Here is an 18,581-nt window from a genome sequence, read left to right on the forward strand (position 1 = left end):
ATGAAATACATTTCGACTCGTGGTAAAGCGCCTGCCCTGTCTTTTAGTGACGTGCTGTTGGCAGGCTTGGCAAACGATGGTGGTTTATATGTACCAGAAACCTTGCCTCATTATAGTAAAGAAGAGATTGCTTCTTGGGCGGACCTGAGCTACCAAGAATTAGCGTTTAACGTTATGTGGCCATTTGTGGAGGGGGATATCCCAGCGGATGCGTTTAAGTCCATGATCCACGATGCCTATGCAAACTTTAATCATCAAGCTATTGCCCCTATGGTGCAAACGGATAACAACGAATGGGTTCTTGAATTATTCCGTGGCCCAACCCTTGCCTTTAAAGATTTTGCATTGCAATTACTTGGCCGATTGATGGATTACGTTTTATCTGAACGTAATGAAAAATTAGTCATTATGGGCGCGACCTCGGGTGATACTGGGTCTGCTGCCATTGAAGGTTGTCGTCATTCTGATCACTTAAATATTTTTATTTTGCACCCATACCAACGAGTATCAGAAGTGCAACGTCGCCAGATGACCACAGTCATTGACGATAATGTTTTTAATATCGCGGTAAAAGGCAATTTTGACGACTGCCAAGGCATGGTGAAAGCCAGCTTTGCGGATCAGTCTTTTTTAAATGGCGCTAAATTAGGGGCGGTTAACTCGATCAACTGGGCGCGCATTATGGCGCAGATCGTTTACTACTTTTCGTCCGCTTTGTCCGTTGGAACCCCACATCGCAAAGTGTCTTTCTCTGTACCAACCGGAAATTTCGGGGATATTTTTGCGGGCTATTTGGCGAAGAAAATGGGCTTGCCGATTGATCAATTGGTGGTTGCGACAAACCAAAACGATATTCTTCACCGTGTTATCGCGCAAAACGATATGAGTCGTCAGTCACTGAACGTGACCCTATCGCCTAGTATGGACATTATGGTGTCCAGTAATTTTGAGCGCTTGTTATTTGATGCCCATGGCCGTGATGGTGCTGCGATTGATGATTTAATGTCGCGCTTTAATAAAGGCGATGTATCGCTGAATGATCAAGCTTGGTCTTATGTGAAAGAGCACTTTGATAGTTACAAAGTCGATGATGAGAAGACTTGTGACGTGATCGCGAAAGTCTTTGCTGATACACAGTATCTGCTTGACCCTCATACGGCGATTGGCCTTGAAGCAGCCCGTCAGTGTCGCAAAGATGCATCGGTCCCAATGATTACCTTAGCAACGGCTCACCCTGTGAAGTTTCCAGAAGCGGTAGAGAAAGCGGGTTGTCAAACGCCTGTGTTGCCTGAGCACATGAAAGATTTGTTCGAGCGTGAAGAGTCTTATACGGTGCTCGACAATAGCTTGAGTGACGTTCAGGCGTTTGTTTCTAACAATATCTAATATCTAACCGTTAGAGAGCCCGTTGGTTGACGCGGGCTCTTTTCATTTCCAATAAGTAAATCAACCTATGAACCTCATTGTTTTAGACCCTAAGCAATCTCTGGGGGAGGGCGTGTATGCGCTATCCGATCGCCAACAGCTGCACATTAGTCGCGTCATCAAAGCTTCGTCGGGGGATATGCTCCGTGTGGGGGTGTTGAATGGCAAGATTGGTGAAGGGGTATATCAAGCGCCAGATAAAGAGCCAAAGGGCGATCGTGTTAATGGTACAGGGACCATACATTCTCTCTCGCTTACCTTGGAGCCGCCAGCGCCCTTGCCTATAGTGGTTGTGATGGCGTTGCCTCGCCCGAATATGTTAAAGCGGACATTGCAAAACATGAGTGCGATGGGCGTGAAAGAAATCTACCTAATTCACTCGGCGAAAGTGGAAAAGAGTTATTGGCAAAGCCCTGTTGTGCAGCCTGATGTGATTGGCCCGGTACTCTTAGAAGGGTTGGAGCAAGCAAAGGATACCATGATGCCTACGTGTCAGTTGGTGCCTCGTTTCCGTCCTTTTGTTGAAGATCAATTGCCTAAGATTCTGGAAGGAAAGAGGGGGTTGTTAGCGCATCCTTATCAAGCTCAAGCTTGTCCTGTGAATCTTCATGAGCCGAGTGTATTAGCCCTTGGCCCAGAAGGCGGGTGGAACGAATTTGAAGTGGCTAAATGGCTAGCAGCGGGAATGGAGTCAGTGCATCTTGGAGAGCGGATTTTGCGTGTCGAAACCGTGGTACCTGTCTTGCTGTCACGTTTATATCCAGCAGGGTTATCGTCATAGGAAAATGAAAATTGTTAGCCCATTGGTAAGCTTTTAATGGGTTCAGCCATAAAAAAATCCCCCAACACTTTTGGTGTTGGGGGATTTTTTATTAAAGCGGTTTGCTGAAACCACTTATTCCATAATTAGCTTTTAGCTGGCTTGGAGCCAATCAAACCATAGTAGGCAATGTACAAGTAACAAACCACTGGCATGATGAAAGAGGCTTGTAGACCAATGTGATCAGCAAGCGAACCTTGAATCACAGGCAAAATTGCACCACCCACGATGGCAAGACAAAGTAACCCCGAGCCTTGGCTTGTTTGAGGGCCTAAGTCTTTTAGTGCCAAACTGAAGATGGTTGGGAACATGATGGAGTTAAATAAACCAATCACTAACACAGACCACATAGCCACGTGACCGTCATTCATAATGGTGCTGATCAAGAGCAAAATCGCGACACTGGCATTGATCGCAAGCAGTTTGCCAGCCGACATACGTTGCATTAATACGGCGCCAATAAAGCGACCAACCATTGCACCGCCCCAGTAGTAAGCTACGTAATGGGCTGCTGTGGCTTCGGGTAAGTTGGCAATATTTTTTAAGCCAAAGAAGTTAACCAATAAGCTACCAATAGACACTTCCGCGCCGACATACATAAAGATGCCAACCGCGCCCAACACCAAATGGCGATGTTTTAAAATGCTGATAGTCGGAGCCGCAGTGTCGTCTACTTGCTCTTCTTCAGGTTTAGGAAGATGGATACGAGTAAAGATAAAGGCCAGTGCTAATAGAATGACCGCTAAGCCAATGTATGGAACGATAACACTTTCCGCTTCTTGTGCCTTACTGGCGTATTGACCGACGACGGTAAATAGCAAGGCGCCACCCACTAATGGAGCAACAGTGGTGCCTAATGAGTTAAAGGCTTGAGAAAGTGTCAAACGGCTAGAAGCGGTTTCTGATGGGCCCATTACGGTAACAAGTGGGTTCGCGGCAACCTGAAGAATGGTAATGCCTGCTGCCAGCACGAACAGCGCCCCTAAAAAGACTATGTAAAGTTGTGCTTTGGCGGCGGCAACAAACAATAAGCAGCCAGCGGCGGCAATCATCAAGCCAATGCCAATACCCCGTTGAAAACCTACTTTTTTGACTAGGTTACCAGCTGGAACGGAGATAATGAAGTACGCCCCAAAGAAGCAAAATTGGATCAACATTGCTTGGGTATAGGAGAGGTCAAAGACTCCTTTTAAGTGGGGGATCAATATATCATTGAGCGAGGTAATAAAACCCCACATGAAAAATAATGATGTTAAGGCAGTAAGCGCAAATCGGTAATTTGGCTGGCCTTTTGCCGCATCTTGGGAATGTGTTGTCATAATTTTTTCCGATAAGTGTTAAAGAGAAAGCTCAATTTTTATCTTTAGATTTTTAAACACTTTATCTTTGGGCATAGGGGGATTGAACATAAGTTCTTGCCCAAATCAAAAAAGCGGCTAATCGTAGCATTGGAATATCGACAATGTGTGTAAAAGGGGCTTGGATTATTAGATAAACCTATATCCTTCCTTTTTTATTTCATTAGTGTAAAGAAGTCTTGCGGAATCTTACGCGTTTGCAATGAAATGAGCGTGGATTTAGAACGAAACGATACTAATTAATAGTGTTATTGTGATGAATAGGTCATGACTCTGTCAGCCTTAGATTAACGCTTTGTGTTACTATCTAGCGCTGAATGAATTTTCATCTGTGGACTGTCTAGAGTTTTATGCGCATTGAACGTCGCCCTTTATTAACGAAAAACAATCATTTTCCCAGCACCATGTCTCCGACCTTACAGCGTGTATTGATGTCTCGGGAAGTCAGCTCTGTTGATGAGCTGGATTATCGGCTGCCGCGCTTAATGCGCCCGGAACCTCTTTTTGGCTTAACCGATGCCGCGAATATTCTGGCGGATGCTATTGTCGCAGGTCAAAAAATTCTTATTGTCGGGGATTTTGATGCAGATGGGGCCACCAGCACCAGCTTAGGCATACTGGCTTTAGAGGCAATGGGAGCCATTGCGCCGGAATATTTGGTTCCTAACCGTTTTGAGTTTGGTTATGGTCTCACGCCCGAAATTGTTGAAGTGGCAAAAGACAAACAGCCTGCTGTCCTGATCACGGTGGATAACGGCATTGCCAGTATCGATGGGGTATTCGCTGCAAAGTCCTATGGTATGAAGGTGGTGGTAACGGATCACCATTTACCGGGTGCGGCGCTGCCGCAAGCTGATGCGATAGTCAACCCCAACCACCCACAATGTGGCTTCGAAAGCAAAAACCTGGCGGGTGTTGGGGTGATTTTTTATGTCATGAGTGCGTTGCGTGCCGAACTCAAGCGTCGCCATTGGTTCGAAGAACAACATATTGCCATGCCGAATTTGGCAGAATATTTGGATTTGGTGGCGTTAGGGACGGTCGCGGATGTGGTGCCCCTAGACAGTAATAACCGCATTTTGGTGCAGCAAGGTATTAAACGTATCCAAGCAGGCCAAGCTCGTCCTGGTATTTTGGCTCTATTAGAGGTTGGGCGCCGTGACCATACACAATTAAAGGCGTCTGACCTGGGATTTGTGGTTGGCCCAAGGCTCAATGCGGCTGGACGCCTTGACGATATGTCGGTGGGAATTGAGTGTTTGCTTGCTGTGCATTCTCATCAAGCACGTCAATTGGCTCAGCAGTTAGATCAATTCAACCGAGAGCGAAAAACCATAGAAGCGGACATGAAAGAGCAAGCTGAATTGGCATTGGCCTCTCTGAAAGAGGATGCGCAAGCCATGCCTAATGGTATGTGTTTTTATGACCCAGATTGGCACCAAGGGGTGATTGGGATTTTAGCCTCACGGATGAAAGAGAAGTGCCATCGTCCGGTGATTGCTTTTGCGCGAGTTTCAGAGGATGAGCTTAAAGGCTCCGCTCGTTCGATACCCGGAGTGCATATTCGTGATGCGTTGGATCTATTGGCAAAGCGTTATCCACAGCTGCTGAGTAAATTTGGTGGTCATGCAATGGCCGCAGGCATGTCGATCAAAGAATCCCATTATGAAGCGTTTCGTTTGGCGTTTGATGTCATTATCAGTGAATGGGTGACGCCAGAACAGCTGGAAGCTGTTGCTTGGACCGATGGCCCGCTAGCACCTGAAGATTTCAGTTTAAGTTTTGCCGAGCAAGTGCGTTTATCTGGGCCTTGGGGGCAAGCGTTTCCTGAGCCGAGTTTTGATGGGGTCTTTGATATTTTACAGCAGCGCCTTGTAGGGGAAAAGCATTTGAAGTTGATGGTGCGTGAACCCAATAGTGGCTTACTGCTGGATGCGATTCGCTTTTTTGTGGACTTGGAACAGTGGCCCAATGAGCAGTGCAAGCAAGCACACTTGGTCTATAAACTGGATATCAACGAGTTTCGGGGCCAGCGCAATTTACAGCTATTGGTCGATCATATTGAACCGGCCTAATGTCGTTTCAGGTTTAGTCAGAGAAGAAAAAACCGCCAAGCTGCCTATCCAGCAAAAAGTTGAGGTATAATGCCTCTCCCTCAATTCACCACTTATTAATTTTGCAGGAGTTCATCCATGACTGCACAGGTTCTTGACGGCAAGCTTTGCGCCAAAGAAACCGAAACCCGTCTGCAAGCTCAAGTTGCGCAGCTGAAAGAGCGCACTGGCGGCACCCCTATTTTGGCAACCATTCTTGTTGGAGCGGATCCAGCTTCCGCGACCTATGTAAAAATGAAAGGCAATGCTTGCCGTCGTGTTGGTATGGATTCAATGGCGATAGAATTGCCAGAGACCACCACCACTGAGCAACTGCTTGCTAAAATTCAAGAACTGAATAACAACTCGGATGTGCATGGTATTTTGCTTCAGCATCCTGTACCAGCGCAAATTAATGAGCGCCTGTGTTTTGATGCGATCGCCGCCCATAAAGATGTTGATGGTGTGACTTGTCTTGGTTTTGGCCGTATGGCTATGCAAGAGCCTGCATATGGTGCCGCGACACCCGCAGGCATTATGCGTTTGTTGGCGGCTTACGATGTAAATCTGGAAGGTAAGCACGTTGTAGTTGTGGGCCGTAGTCCTATTTTGGGTAAGCCAATGGCGATGATGATGCTGAATGCCAATGCGACAGTCACTATTTGCCATTCTCGTACGCAAAATCTCCCCGACTTTATTAAACAAGCCGATGTGATCGTTGGTGCGGTAGGTAAGCCGGAATTTATTAAAGCCGAATGGATCAAAGACGGCGCTATCGTTGTGGATGCCGGTTACCATCCAGGTGGCGTAGGAGACATTGAGCTGGCACCATTGGTAGACCGTGTGGCCGCTTACACGCCTGTTCCTGGTGGCGTGGGGCCGATGACAATCAACACCTTGATTTTGCAAACACTTGAGTCAGGTCTTAAACAGCTGGCTTGAAACTCTCATAATACTTCCCCATATTAGAGGGTGTCGCAAAAGGTAGCGAGCGAAGATAAGGCAAGGCAAAAATCGCTGAAAAAGCAGAGTTTATACCTATAAATGAGCATTTTGAGGTGATTTTTAACACTGAATTATCAAGCACAGTAGTTTTGCAACAGCCTCTATTATCTAAATGGATAGTATAAAATAGGGAGCCGTGCCTAAGTCGGGTACGGCTTCTTGCTTTGCAGCCTTTGCTCTGATTTCAAAAGCGCCACGTTTCACAAGTGATATGTTTCAAGAGCAATATAGGTTTTTCTTAAAGTGAACAGAAATAGGTAGACATTCCATGTCCACAGAAATGTTAAAAGACGCGTTAGATTTTGACCTCATTGCTGACGTGTTTGTCACCGAATCCATTGCCGCGTCCCCCGCCGAATTACATGGTCAATTATGTGGCTATCTGGCCTCTGGTGTTGCCTTACCATTAGAAGATTGGCTCACTATGGTGGTAGAGTTTTGTGATATCGAAGGCTGGAAAGAAGAAGCGAGCCGTGCCGCGATTGTGGAGTTTTATACCGCGACACTGACCCTGTTCCAAAATGGTGAATACGCTCTTGTACCTTGTATCAGTGATGATGATTCGCCTCTAAGCGAGCGTGGAACAACATTATCCCAATGGGCACATGGTTTCCTAGCGGGCTATGGTTTGTCGGGGCAAAAGAAAGATTTATCCGAAGAAACCAAGCAAATACTGCGTGATTTAGCCAATATTTCTGGTATGAAAGCGCAAATGGAAACCTTAGAGGAAAACAATGACAATGAAGCGGATTTGACCGAATTGGTGGAATACGCCCGTTTGTCGGCCATGATGCTCTATTCTGAGCACCATGAAGTGAATCCAGATGTGGATCATACCAAACAATCTTCAATACACTAATTCCATATTATCGTGTCGGCTAGCGTGATGGACGACCAATCAATATAAGAGAGAGTAGGATGAATACAGAAAGTCTGATAGTAGAGAAGCAAACATACCAAGCTCGTCGTCAGCGTTTGATTGAGTCACTGCCAAACAACGCGGTCGCTATTATTCGTACGGGTGAACTTGCTACTCGTAATAATGACTGTGAATACGAGTTTCGCCCTCACAGTAGTTTCTTTTATTTAACTGGATTTCCTGAGCCCAGTGCTTATGCCTTGATCAAGGGCAATGGTGATACGCTTCTAGTGACGTTACCTAAAGACCCGGAAAGAGAGCAATGGGATGGCTTTCGTTATGGTGTAGAGGGCGCGATTAAGGAATTTGGTGTGAATGACGCCACTACCACTGATGAACTGGATAAGACTGCATTGGCATTTTTAGACGGTGCAGAACAGGTTGCGTTTTTATTCGGTGATGACCATCTGCGTCAACAGCTGATGGGCTGGCGCGATCAATTGGCTGCCCGCGCCCGTGCGGGGGCGGTCGCGCCGACTAGTTTGATTGATTTGACTCCTTATATTGCTGAGATGCGCTTGCACAAAGACGAAGAAGAAATTGTCTTATTGGAAAAAGCGGCTCAAATCAGCGTAGAAGCGCATAAACAAGCCATGCGAACCGTTCGTCCAGGTATGAAAGAGTACGAGCTAGAAGCAGAATTAAATTATGTCTTTATGAAGTCTGGCGCGCGTCAGCCTGCGTATAACAATATTGTCGCCTCTGGCAATAATGCTTGTGTATTGCATTACATCCAAAATGACCAAACCATTAAGCAAGATGATCTGGTCCTGATTGATGCGGGGGCGGAGTATGGCGGCTACGCTGGGGATATTACCCGTACCTTCCCGGCCAGTGGGAAATTCACTGAGCCTCAAGCCATCTTATATCAAGTGGTGTTGGACGCTTATCATGCAGGTATGAAAGAGCTTAATGTGGGGACACCTTATGAGGCTTATCATAATGCGGCAGTCAGAGTGTTGACGCAGGGCTTGGTCGAACATGGATTGCTAAAAGGGGAAGTGGATTCCCTGATCGAAAGCAAAGCCTACCGTGATTTCTATATGCACAATACGGGACATTGGTTAGGCTTGGATGTGCATGATTGTGGCGCCTATAAAATCAATGGCGAGTCCCGTTTATTGGAAGAAGGCATGACCTTGACCATAGAGCCTGGTCTCTATGTTTCACCCGATAATGAATCCGTAGATAAAAAGTGGCGTGGTATCGGTATTCGTATTGAAGACGATATTTTGATCCGCAAAGAAGGGCCCTATGTACTCACCCATGGCCTGCCAAAAGAGATTGTGGAAATAGAAGCTTTTATGGCTGAAAACCGATAACAATCAATATGATAAAACTAGTCAGCCTATGACGTTGCTAGTCAACGGATAGGCTGCAGTAACCTGATGAATCACAACAAATGGAGCAGTAAAGATGGCAAAGCAATACGATGTAATAGTGGTCGGAGCCGGTATGGTTGGCGCACTCGCTGGAATTTTGCTTGCTCAGTCATCGTTACGTGTTGCTATTATTGATAAAAACAATGGGCAGTATCCCCTGTCCACACCACCACATTATGATGCGCGAGTCAGTGCTCTTTCTAGTCAATCTAAGACGCTCCTTGAGTCGTCTGGGGCGTGGCAGCGTATTGATCAACATCGTCTGGCGGCCTACAACAACATGGTTGTCTGGGATGGCTTAGGACAAGGCTACATTGACTTTAATGCGCAAAAAGCCGCCATGCCGGAATTAGGGCACTTGGTCGAAAACAATGTCTTATGTGATGCCTTAATAGAGCAAGCCAAACAAGAGTCGAACATTGATTTATACTTTGAAGAAACCTTGGTATCTCATCAGTTAAGTGACGCGGGCGTTAAGGTGGAGTTGGCTTCTGGTCTCCCGTTAGAGGCGCAAACCCTGATTGCCGCAGATGGTGCCTTGTCTTTACTGAGAACGCAAAATGCGTTCGATACGGTAGAGTGGGATTACGGTCATCATGCGATTGTTGCAACCTTAGAAATAGACCGTTCCCATGAGAACACAGCATGGCAGTGTTTTGGTGAAGAAGGGATTTTGGCGTTTCTGCCTTTGCCGGATGTAGATGATCGACACTTCGTCTCAATTGTTTGGTCGGTGCCGCCTAAAGAAAGTGAGGCCTTGATGGCGCTTGATGACAACGCGTTTGCCACCCGGTTGCATTACGCCATTGGTAAGCGCTTTAAGGTGTTAGGGCTCACCACGAAACGCTATGCGATTCCACTGCGTCAGCGTCATGCGAAGCAGTATGTGAAGTCAGGTCTTGCCTTGATTGGTGATGCTGCACACACCATTCATCCGTTAGCAGGGCAGGGCGCGAACTTAGGTTTTGGTGATGTGAAAGCGTTGGTCGCGGTACTGACGAAAGCGAAAAAGCGTGGTGAATACCTTGGACAATCTCGGGTATTAAGACGTTTTCAGCGTGCGCGTATGTTGGATAATATTGCGATGGCCGCTGGTATGGAAAGTTTCAAACGTCTGTTTGCAACGCAAAACCCCTTTGTTGTGCAACTGCGCAATATGGGAATGACGGGATTTCATAATATGCCAAGGTTGAAACAAAAGCTGGTGGCGAGGGCTGCTGGTTTATCTTCTTTCTCCTAGTCTTGAGGGAGCGAAATAAATATTATTGAGTCAGATTGCAAAACGCTACTTTTTTGAGATTGCAAAGTCCATACTGTTGCATAGGCTGATGTTGTCTTATTGATAAGAAGTAGAGGCAGTGCTTTATGCAAATATCAACATTATTAAAACAAACGGATAAGCTTCCCAACGTACCAGATGTCGTTTTAGAGTTGATCGAAGCCTTGAAAGACCCTGATGTTCATTTCTCTGTTATAGCGGAAAAAGTAGTACACGATCAGACCATTTCTTTGAAGGTATTACGCGCAGTTAACTCTGCCTATTTTGGCTTGTCCAGAAAAGTCTATTCGATTGATGAAGCCATCGCTATCCTCGGTACGAATAAATTAAAAACCATGGTGATTGCCTCTGGTTTTGTTAACTCGGTTGAGAGTGTTCAAGGGCTTGATTTAAGAGACTTTTGGCATGATTCCTTTGCCGTCGCGGAGTTGGCGCAGTGGTTAGGCAAACGTACTAGCTTAGTGGATGATGATGAGGCTTTTACGGCGGGAATTGTTCATAATATTGGACGGCTATTGCTGCACCTTGCTGAACCTGAATTAGCCATTTCAATTCAAGAGCAAGTCAAGCAGGGTAAAGGGAATCGATTTAGGATAGAAACGGAAGCGCTTGGTTTTACGACACAAGAGGCGGGTAAAGCCTTATTAGATCTATGGAAGTTCCCCACTGAATTAGGCGAGGCAGTGAAACATCATAAACGTCCTTTTGCGGAACAGCAGTCTCCTCAGCCCTTAGCCTGTATCTTAAACTTAGCTTGTTATCTTAATGCTTGTATTCGAAACGAGCGTGAGGTAGAGATTGTTCAAGAAGGTTTGCCGTTAGCGGTTGTTAAAGCGGCGGGCATAACACCACTCACTCTAGACGATGTAGACCAAGCACTTAACTTGGATAATGAGCTTAGTCATATTATGTATTAACGGGTGACGATGTTAAGTAATAGGCATTGTCCATTTGTTGATCTTTACATGGATGTAGATGGCTAGAAGGATGAGGTCGTCTGTGTAGAGATTAAGGTAAGCAAATATAGACACACCTTCCGTGGCATATTGATTAAGCTGAATTCTTTAGAACGGTTATTTGAGTGGTTAACCGTCGGGAGACTTATGCAGTACCGATGCCTTGTTCTCTACATACTTCGACTAGCCCTTCAAAGTCGTATTCCGTAAGGTCCAAATGTTCAAGCACAAAATGTTTATTGTTATCCCATTCGTAATCTTCTTCAGCACAACCCAAGTGTTTATAAGTGCCGGCGATGTGCTCTGACATTTTCAAAATGGCTGCAAAGGTGAGGTTAGTGGTATCACCCGGTACTCGGTTGGTAAATAAACGATCAATTCGGTGGTGGTAGGCGATGACGGCACAACAGCTCTTTGGCAGTCCCCAAGATTTTGCGAGGTAGTAGCCAACAACGGAGTGATTGGTTTTAAACGTTTGGTTCTCAACATTGGTAAGCTCAAAGTTTTCATCCTGATAGCCTTTTATCAGAACGTCTTTATAGCCATCAAAGCGCTTCATCATTAACGGGATGCCAGCGTTGTGGAAAAGGCCAAGGGCATAACTTTCGTCTTGATATTTGAACCCCAATTGTTTGGCAAGGCTGGCGCTAACGGCGGCCACATCCATTGCGTTGTCCCAAAAGGAATGCATGGCTTGAATGGCATCGTCTGATAATTCACTCTTAACCGCTAAGCCATTTACAATATTGGTGATGGTGGTCACGCCAAGTAACATGACGGCCTGTTGTATCGAGGTGATTTTTCTTGGTAAGCCAAAAAATGCGGAGTTGACGAATTTTAACACCGCAGCGGATAAGCCCACATCCTGTGAAATGATCTCAGCAATCCGTGTCATATCTGGCTCAGGCATGGCCTGTTCCATATGAAGATCCACCATCACTTGAGGTTGTGGTGGGATGCTAATGCCTTGAAGGACTCGTTTAAGTTGATTTTCATTTAATTCTGAGGACATAAAAAGACCGTTTCAAACAAAGACAATTAGGGTATCAATAGCGTAATACATGGCAATTGAGACTGTACGCTTTATAATAGCCTTTTTTAAATGTACTGGGGAAAGTTTTGAGCGTTATTCGACTAAAAGGGCAAGCAGATCGTCGTCTTAGAGCAGGCCATCAATGGATCTATAGTAATGAAGTAGATACCAATAAGACGCCATTAAAGCAATTTACACCGGGTGATCAAGTGGTTGTCGAAACAGCACAAGGAAAACCCCTTGGTATTGCGACGGTGAACCCTAATACCTTGATTTGTGGTCGATTAGTGAGTCGAAATGTTGATACCGTATTGAACAAATCGACTTTGGTTCATCGCATTAAAATTGCCTTGTCGTTGCGTGAAATGGTCTACTCAGGCCCTTATTATCGCCTAGTATTTGGGGATTCGGATGGGTTGTCGGGGTTGGTGGTGGACCGCTTCGCCGATATTCTAGTGATACAGATTTCGACAGCGGGCATGGAACGTCTGAAAAATGAGATTGTCGAAGCCCTACAGGAAGTCATCAAGCCGACGGCAATTTTACTAAAAAACGATGGCAAAATGCGTCAAATCGAAGGGTTAGAGACGTACGTAGAAGAAGCTTTTGGAACCGTTCCTGAGTTGGTTTTTTTGCAAGAAAACGACGTTTTATTTCAAGCGCCTGTATGGGATGGTCAAAAAACCGGTTGGTTCTATGATCACAGAGAAAACCGTAAAACCATGCAAGGGTTTTGTGATGGTAAGCGAGTGCTGGATGTTTTTTCTTATGTGGGCGGTTGGGGCGTGCAAGCGGCCGCCGCTGGAGCAACTGACGTCACCTTTATTGATGCATCAGAAAGTGCGTTAAGTCACGTGGACGAAAACTTAAAGCTTAATCAATACGAAGGGGATGCCAATCTTATGCATGGTGATGCGTTTGATGCCATGCAATCTTTGATCGACGATAAAGCCCGTTTTGATGTAGTTGTCATGGATCCCCCCGCGTTTATTGCCCGCCGTAAAGACATCAAAGCGGGAGAAGGGGCTTATCATCGCGCCAATCAGCTCGCGATGCGCTTGGTAGCGAAAGGGGGCGTTTTAGTGACTGGTTCTTGTTCAATGCATCTAGAGACCAACCGTTTACATGATATAGTGCGTAGCAACTCGCGGCAACTTGAGCGTTTTTCGCAGTTAATTTATCGTGGTACACAGGCACCAGATCATCCGGTTCATCCGGCAATCGAAGAAACGGAATACCTAAAAGCCTTGTTCTATCGCATACATAACAATATGGGGTTGTAATGTCCCTATGGCCATCTATTGACGGTAAACAAGTGCCTTTGCTTCGCTGAGCAAAGGCACTTTTTGTTTTGGTTGTTTATTATTTAGTGACGAAGGGAAATATGCGGCCAACCGCGCTCTTTAGCGATCTTGCTTAGAACGTCGTCTGCGTCAACTGCGACTGGGTGGTCGACTAATTCTAATAACGGCAGATCGTTGCGTGAGTCGCTATAAAAGTAGCTCCCTGCCAGTGAATAACCTGTTTCTTTCAGCCAGTCGTTTAAGCGGGTCACTTTGCCTTCCTGAAAGCTTGGCACACCAACAATATTGCCTGTGTATTGTCCGTTAATAACTTCTGGAATAGGGGCAATAATATGATCCATGCCCAGAGCAGTGGCAATCGGGCCGGTGACAAACTGATTGGTGGCCGTGATCATTAATAAAAAATGACCTTGTTTTTTATGATCCTGAATTAGAGCATTGGCTCTTTCTTGCATCATGGGGACCACTTTTTCTGTCATAAATTTTTGATGTAATTGAGTTAACTCTGATGGGGTGAATTGAGTCAGTGGGGCTAGGCTAAAGGCTAAATATTCGTGAATATCTAAGGTACCTGCTTGGTATTGTTGAAAAAAACGATCATTGGCTTCTTTATAAACCTGAGTGTCGACCAGTTTTTTTTCTACTAAGAATTGTCCCCATGCATAATCACTGTCACCACTGAGCAGGGTGCCATCTAAATCAAATATTGCGAGCGTCACTGGGTTTCCTTGGGATTGAGAATGATAGAAAGTATAACCTTGAGTATTACAAATAACACGTCTGTTAATTGTGCGGCAAGGCGAATTATGGAACAATGAATCAAATTTGTTTTTAAGTTAAAAGGTGATAGCTCGTGATTGATGCAGACGGATATAGACCGAATGTGGGCATCATATTGATGAACGAGCGTGGCCAACTTCTTTGGGCGAGACGAGTAGGTCAAAATGCTTGGCAGTTTCCCCAAGGCGGTATAAAGCATGATGAAACACCAGAAGATGCATTATTTCGAGAGTTGAAAGAAGAAATCGGATTGGAGCCTCATCAAGTAGAAATCGTGGGGAAAACCCGAGGATGGTTGCGTTATCGGTTACCCAAACGCATGCTTCGGCATAATAGTAAGCCTTTGTGTATTGGACAAAAGCAAAAGTGGTTTTTGCTGTCCATTCGATGTGCTGATACCTGCGTGTGTGTTGATGATACTGAATGCCCTGAATTTGATGGTTGGCGATGGGTGAGTTATTGGTATCCATTAGGCCAGGTTGTCTCGTTTAAAAAAGATGTATATCGACGAGCGTTGAAGGAGTTGATCCCCAATGCTCATCGCAAATTAGAAAAAATAGTAAAGACTAACTAAGGGAAAACACAAACATGCTCAGCCTGCTCAGACGTATCACCCAAGAGGTGACCGCAGCACAATCATTGCCTGTTGCGTTGGACATTATTGTTCGACGTGTACGCCGAGCAATGCGGGCAGAAGTGTGTTCGATCTACTTAGTTGATCCCAATACTAATGAATACATTCTAATGGCAACGCGCGGCTTGAACGCGGATGTCGCTGGTAGTGCCAGCTTGAAAGCCGATGAAGGCTTGGTTAGCTTGGTGGGTCGCCGTGCCGAGCCTGTTAACCTAGAAGATGCACACATTCACCCCTCATTTCACTATTTAAAAGGCACTGGCGAAGAGCGTTATCGCTCGTTCCTTGGTGTGCCTATTATTCACCATCGTCAAGTGCTTGGTGTGCTGGTGGTTCAGCATGAAGATAAGCGTCGCTTTGATGAAGGTGAAGAAGCCTTTTTGATTACCTTATCGGCTCAGCTTGCAGGGGTGATTGCCCATGCAGAAGCCACGGGCGCGATGACGAGCTTAAGTGTTCATGCCGCACCAACAGGGTCGGATTTCCGCTATAAAGGGGTTGCCGGTAGTTCGGGGGTGGCCATTGGTCGCGGGGTGGTGGTATATCCGCCAGCGGATTTGGATGTGATTCCCGATCGTACCGTAGACGATTGTGCCACTGAAATTGAAGAGTTTAATCAAGCGCTTGATGCGGTTCGCCAAGATATTCGTCGTGCCAGTAATCGCCTTAGCCAGCATTTGTCTAATGATGAAAAAGCGCTGTTTGATGTGTATTTAAAAATTCTCGATGACAATGCTTGGTCTAAAGACGTTGAGAACAAGATCAACGCAGGAAATTGGGCACAAGGGGCGCTTCGACAGGTGATTCAGACGCACATTGCGCATTTTGATCGCATGGATGACCCGTATTTACGCGAGCGAGCGTCGGACATTCGAGACTTGGGGCGTCGGATTCTCTCGCATTTACAGGCTAAGGCACCTAACTTAGCAGAGCGCTTTGAAGAGCCTTCTATTATTATTGGGGAAGAGCTGACGGCTTCTATGTTAGGTGAAGTCCCCCTTGATAAGATCAAAGGCCTTGTCTCTGTGATGGGGTCGGGTAACTCTCACGTGGCGATTTTAGCGCGGGCTATGGGGATTCCGACGGTGATGGGCGCGCTGGACTTACCTTACGCTCAGCTTGATAAAGTCAATTTAATTGTGGATGGTTATCTTGGGCAAATTTTCACTTACCCCTCTGAGCATCTGACACAGAATTATCAACAGATTGTTGATGAAGAGCGCCAGTTAGAAGAAGAGTACGAAACCCTTAAAGATTTACCTTGTGTTACTCAAGACGGCTATCGTTTGTCGCTTTATGTGAATACTGGTTTAACCGCTGACATTGCTCGATCTTTAGATCGTGGCGCCGAGGGTATTGGTCTTTATCGAACGGAAGTGCCTTTTATGGTACGTGATCGTTTTCCCACCGAGGCGGAACAAGAGCACATTTATCGCCAACAATTAGAAGGCTTTGCCCCTGCACCGGTTACCGTTCGTACTTTGGATATTGGTGGCGATAAATCGCTACCTTATTTCCCCATTAGCGAGGAAAACCCCTTCCTTGGTTGGCGTGGTATTCGTGTGACACTGGATCACTTGGAGATTTTTATGGCGCAAATTCGTGCCATGATCAAAGCCAGTGCAGGGCTACATAATTTAAAAATTATGTTGCCCATGATTTCCCATGTGGCCGAAGTGGAAGAAGCTTTAGCCCTAATTCGCCGAGCCTATGCGGAAATTAAAGAAGAAGGCTACGATGTTAAAATGCCCCAAGTGGGCGTTATGATAGAAATCCCAGCGGCTGTCTATCAAGTCAAAGAGCTTGCCTCGTTGGTAGATTTTATGTCTGTAGGGAGTAACGATTTAACTCAGTATCTGTTAGCGGTGGATCGTAATAATCCTCGTGTAGCGGATTTATATAACTGTTTTCATCCTTCGGTTTTGCGCGCTTTGCTCTCGATTGTAAAACAAGTGAAAAACGAAGGGATAAACTTAAGTGTTTGTGGTGAAATGGCAGGCGATCCTATGGGAGCCATCATATTAATGGCCATGGGCTATGATGTGCTATCGATGAGTTCCACCAGCTTGCCGAAAGTGAAAGCGGTTATCCGCAATATCTCCATGGATCAAGCGCAAAATATGTTGGATCAAGTGATTCATCTTACTCATGCTGACGCTGTGACCCAAACTATGACACGATTAATGCGCGAAGCAAATATCGAACGTTTGGTGCGTCCGGCGAAAACCACAACGCATTAATTTAGTTGTCCATTAAAAGGTTGTTCCTACCGCTATGATAGCTTATCCAGATTTTAATCCTATCGCCATTTCCATCGGCCCACTTGCCGTACATTGGTACGGTATTATGTACTTAGTTGGCTTTGCTAGCGCGTATCTTTTAGGAAATTACCGCGCTAAGAAATCCAATGGCTTGTGGACGAAAGAAATGGTCAGCGACATGATATTCTATGGCGCCTTGGGGGTCATTTTAGGGGGGCGTATTGGCTATATTCTTTTTTATCAGTTCCCCGTTTTTATTAAGCACCCTTTGGTCATGTTTCAAATTTGGGATGGCGGCATGTCATTCCATGGTGGGTTAATTGGCGTCATTATTGCGATGATGATCTTTGCTCGTCGCTACAATAAACACTGGGTAGATGTTACCGATTTTGCGGCGCCTTTTGTGCCGATTGGTTTGGGAGCAGGTCGTATTGGTAATTTTATTAATGGGGAGTTATGGGGTAAGCCGAGTACACTGCCATGGGCAATGATTTTTCCTAAGGACCCATTACACCTACCTCGTCAGCCTTCTCAGTTGTATCAGTTTGCGATGGAAGGTGTGCTGTTGTTTTGTATTTTGTGGTTTTTCTCGAAAAAGAGTAAACCACGCTACTGCGTCTCGGGCTTATTCTTATTGTGTTATGGCATTTTCCGTATATTGGCCGAATTCGTGCGCGAGCCAGACCCGCAAATCGGCTACCTCGCTTGGGGATGGGTCACCGAAGGCCAGGTCTTATCTTTGCCGATGGTGATCATTGGTATTATTTTACTTATCTATGGTTATAAAATGAAACAATACCCCACCACGTAAATGTAAGATGATAAAACCAGCCAAGTGCTGGTTTTTTATTTAGAGAACTTGGCGATCAATAATCGTGAGGAAAAAAAATGAACGGCGACTTGTTAGTTTTTGGGCCAGTGACGCTAAACCATGAAAAGTATGTAGAGCCTCCTAAAACGGATAGTGAATTAGTGCCATTCCATCATTTTCTGATCGAGAATGAAAAAGGGGAAGTAGTCGGCCATATTAATTTTCGCATAGGCAATACGAGCCATGTTCAGAACTGCGCAGGGCATCTTGGTTATGCCATAAATGAAGCGTTTCGAGGCAAGCATTATTCGCTGTATGCTTGTTTGGCGATTAAGCCTTTTATACAAGACTTCTATTCGAGCATACTGATTACCGCAGAAGTTGATAATGCCCCTTCTATTAACATTATTGAAAAGTTAGGTGCCGAGTATTTAGATCAAGTTGTGGTGCCAAAAACAGACCCAGGGTATGTCCACGGTGCGCGTCAGAAAGTGCGCTATAAGTGGGCGGTAGTGTGACTA

At 45.6% G+C, this 18,581-nt stretch carries 16 protein-coding genes; 13 read left to right on the forward strand and 3 right to left on the reverse strand.

Translation table 11 applies throughout. From position 1 onward, the window contains the following. Both thrC and AC0VYG_RS04045 read left to right on the forward strand, forming a co-directional pair. A complete protein-coding gene (gene thrC, locus AC0VYG_RS04040; RefSeq protein WP_475431067.1) occupies positions 1-1,386 on the forward strand; it encodes a threonine synthase in 1,386 nt (461 codons plus the stop codon). Between the two features lie 67 nt (positions 1,387-1,453). After that, positions 1,454-2,206, forward strand: coding sequence for a 16S rRNA (uracil(1498)-N(3))-methyltransferase (locus AC0VYG_RS04045; RefSeq protein ID WP_475431068.1), 753 nt, complete (start codon positions 1,454-1,456; stop codon positions 2,204-2,206). Positions 2,207-2,331: 125 nt separating this feature from the next. On the opposite strand, the gene AC0VYG_RS04050 is transcribed toward AC0VYG_RS04045, so the two are convergent. Next, positions 2,332-3,564: a sugar MFS transporter gene (locus tag AC0VYG_RS04050; RefSeq protein WP_475431069.1), complete on the reverse strand. Its 1,233-nt coding sequence runs from the start codon at positions 3,562-3,564 to the stop codon at positions 2,332-2,334. A gap of 389 nt (positions 3,565-3,953) precedes the next feature. On the opposite strand from AC0VYG_RS04050, the gene recJ reads away from it, so the two are divergent. From recJ to AC0VYG_RS04080, 6 genes are all read left to right on the forward strand, one after another. Further along, positions 3,954-5,678 carry a single-stranded-DNA-specific exonuclease RecJ gene (gene recJ, locus AC0VYG_RS04055; RefSeq protein WP_475431070.1) on the forward strand — a complete coding sequence of 575 codons (1,725 nt, stop codon included), beginning with the start codon at positions 3,954-3,956 and terminating at the stop codon, positions 5,676-5,678. A 117-nt stretch (positions 5,679-5,795) separates the two neighbouring features. Beyond that, entirely contained in the window at positions 5,796-6,638 is an 843-nt protein-coding gene (folD, locus tag AC0VYG_RS04060; RefSeq protein ID WP_475431071.1) for a bifunctional methylenetetrahydrofolate dehydrogenase/methenyltetrahydrofolate cyclohydrolase FolD, read from the forward strand. A gap of 331 nt (positions 6,639-6,969) precedes the next feature. Next, positions 6,970-7,560, forward strand: a complete 591-nt coding sequence (locus AC0VYG_RS04065) for a UPF0149 family protein (protein ID WP_475431072.1) — start codon at positions 6,970-6,972, stop codon at positions 7,558-7,560. Positions 7,561-7,619: 59 nt separating this feature from the next. Then, positions 7,620-8,942 carry an aminopeptidase P N-terminal domain-containing protein gene (locus AC0VYG_RS04070; RefSeq protein WP_475431073.1) on the forward strand — a complete coding sequence of 441 codons (1,323 nt, stop codon included), beginning with the start codon at positions 7,620-7,622 and terminating at the stop codon, positions 8,940-8,942. Between the two features lie 94 nt (positions 8,943-9,036). After that, positions 9,037-10,242 carry a UbiH/UbiF/VisC/COQ6 family ubiquinone biosynthesis hydroxylase gene (locus AC0VYG_RS04075; protein ID WP_475431074.1) on the forward strand — a complete coding sequence of 402 codons (1,206 nt, stop codon included), beginning with the start codon at positions 9,037-9,039 and terminating at the stop codon, positions 10,240-10,242. 125 nt (positions 10,243-10,367) lie between these two features. Then, a complete protein-coding gene (locus tag AC0VYG_RS04080) occupies positions 10,368-11,198 on the forward strand; it encodes an HDOD domain-containing protein (RefSeq protein WP_475431075.1) in 831 nt (276 codons plus the stop codon). A gap of 184 nt (positions 11,199-11,382) precedes the next feature. On the opposite strand, the gene AC0VYG_RS04085 is transcribed toward AC0VYG_RS04080, so the two are convergent. Next, positions 11,383-12,249, reverse strand: coding sequence for an HDOD domain-containing protein (locus AC0VYG_RS04085; RefSeq protein ID WP_475431076.1), 867 nt, complete (start codon positions 12,247-12,249; stop codon positions 11,383-11,385). A gap of 107 nt (positions 12,250-12,356) precedes the next feature. Here AC0VYG_RS04085 and AC0VYG_RS04090 point away from each other — a divergent pair, with 107 nt between their 5' ends. After that, complete coding sequence (locus AC0VYG_RS04090) at positions 12,357-13,553, forward strand: class I SAM-dependent rRNA methyltransferase (RefSeq protein WP_475431077.1); 1,197 nt, start codon at positions 12,357-12,359, stop codon at positions 13,551-13,553. 83 nt (positions 13,554-13,636) lie between these two features. Here the strand turns inward: AC0VYG_RS04090 and AC0VYG_RS04095 are convergent, their stop codons facing one another. After that, entirely contained in the window at positions 13,637-14,293 is a 657-nt protein-coding gene (locus tag AC0VYG_RS04095) for a histidinol-phosphatase (protein WP_475431079.1), read from the reverse strand. A gap of 134 nt (positions 14,294-14,427) precedes the next feature. On the opposite strand from AC0VYG_RS04095, the gene AC0VYG_RS04100 reads away from it, so the two are divergent. From AC0VYG_RS04100 to AC0VYG_RS04115, 4 genes are all read left to right on the forward strand, one after another. After that, positions 14,428-14,928 (forward strand): RNA pyrophosphohydrolase, encoded by a 501-nt coding sequence (locus AC0VYG_RS04100; RefSeq protein WP_475431080.1) that lies wholly within the window; start codon positions 14,428-14,430, stop codon positions 14,926-14,928. A 14-nt stretch (positions 14,929-14,942) separates the two neighbouring features. Beyond that, on the forward strand, positions 14,943-17,228 hold the full coding sequence (gene ptsP, locus AC0VYG_RS04105; protein ID WP_475449897.1) for a phosphoenolpyruvate--protein phosphotransferase: 2,286 nt from the start codon (positions 14,943-14,945) through the stop codon (positions 17,226-17,228). Between the two features lie 34 nt (positions 17,229-17,262). Further along, complete coding sequence (lgt, locus tag AC0VYG_RS04110) at positions 17,263-18,060, forward strand: prolipoprotein diacylglyceryl transferase (RefSeq protein WP_475431082.1); 798 nt, start codon at positions 17,263-17,265, stop codon at positions 18,058-18,060. Between the two features lie 77 nt (positions 18,061-18,137). After that, complete coding sequence (locus AC0VYG_RS04115) at positions 18,138-18,578, forward strand: GNAT family N-acetyltransferase (protein ID WP_067343111.1); 441 nt, start codon at positions 18,138-18,140, stop codon at positions 18,576-18,578. Positions 18,579-18,581: the final 3 nt, after the last annotated feature.

The sequence above is a fragment of the Marinomonas sp. 63XJN7_7_ISO-PGPR-S23-202 genome (assembly GCF_056173505.1).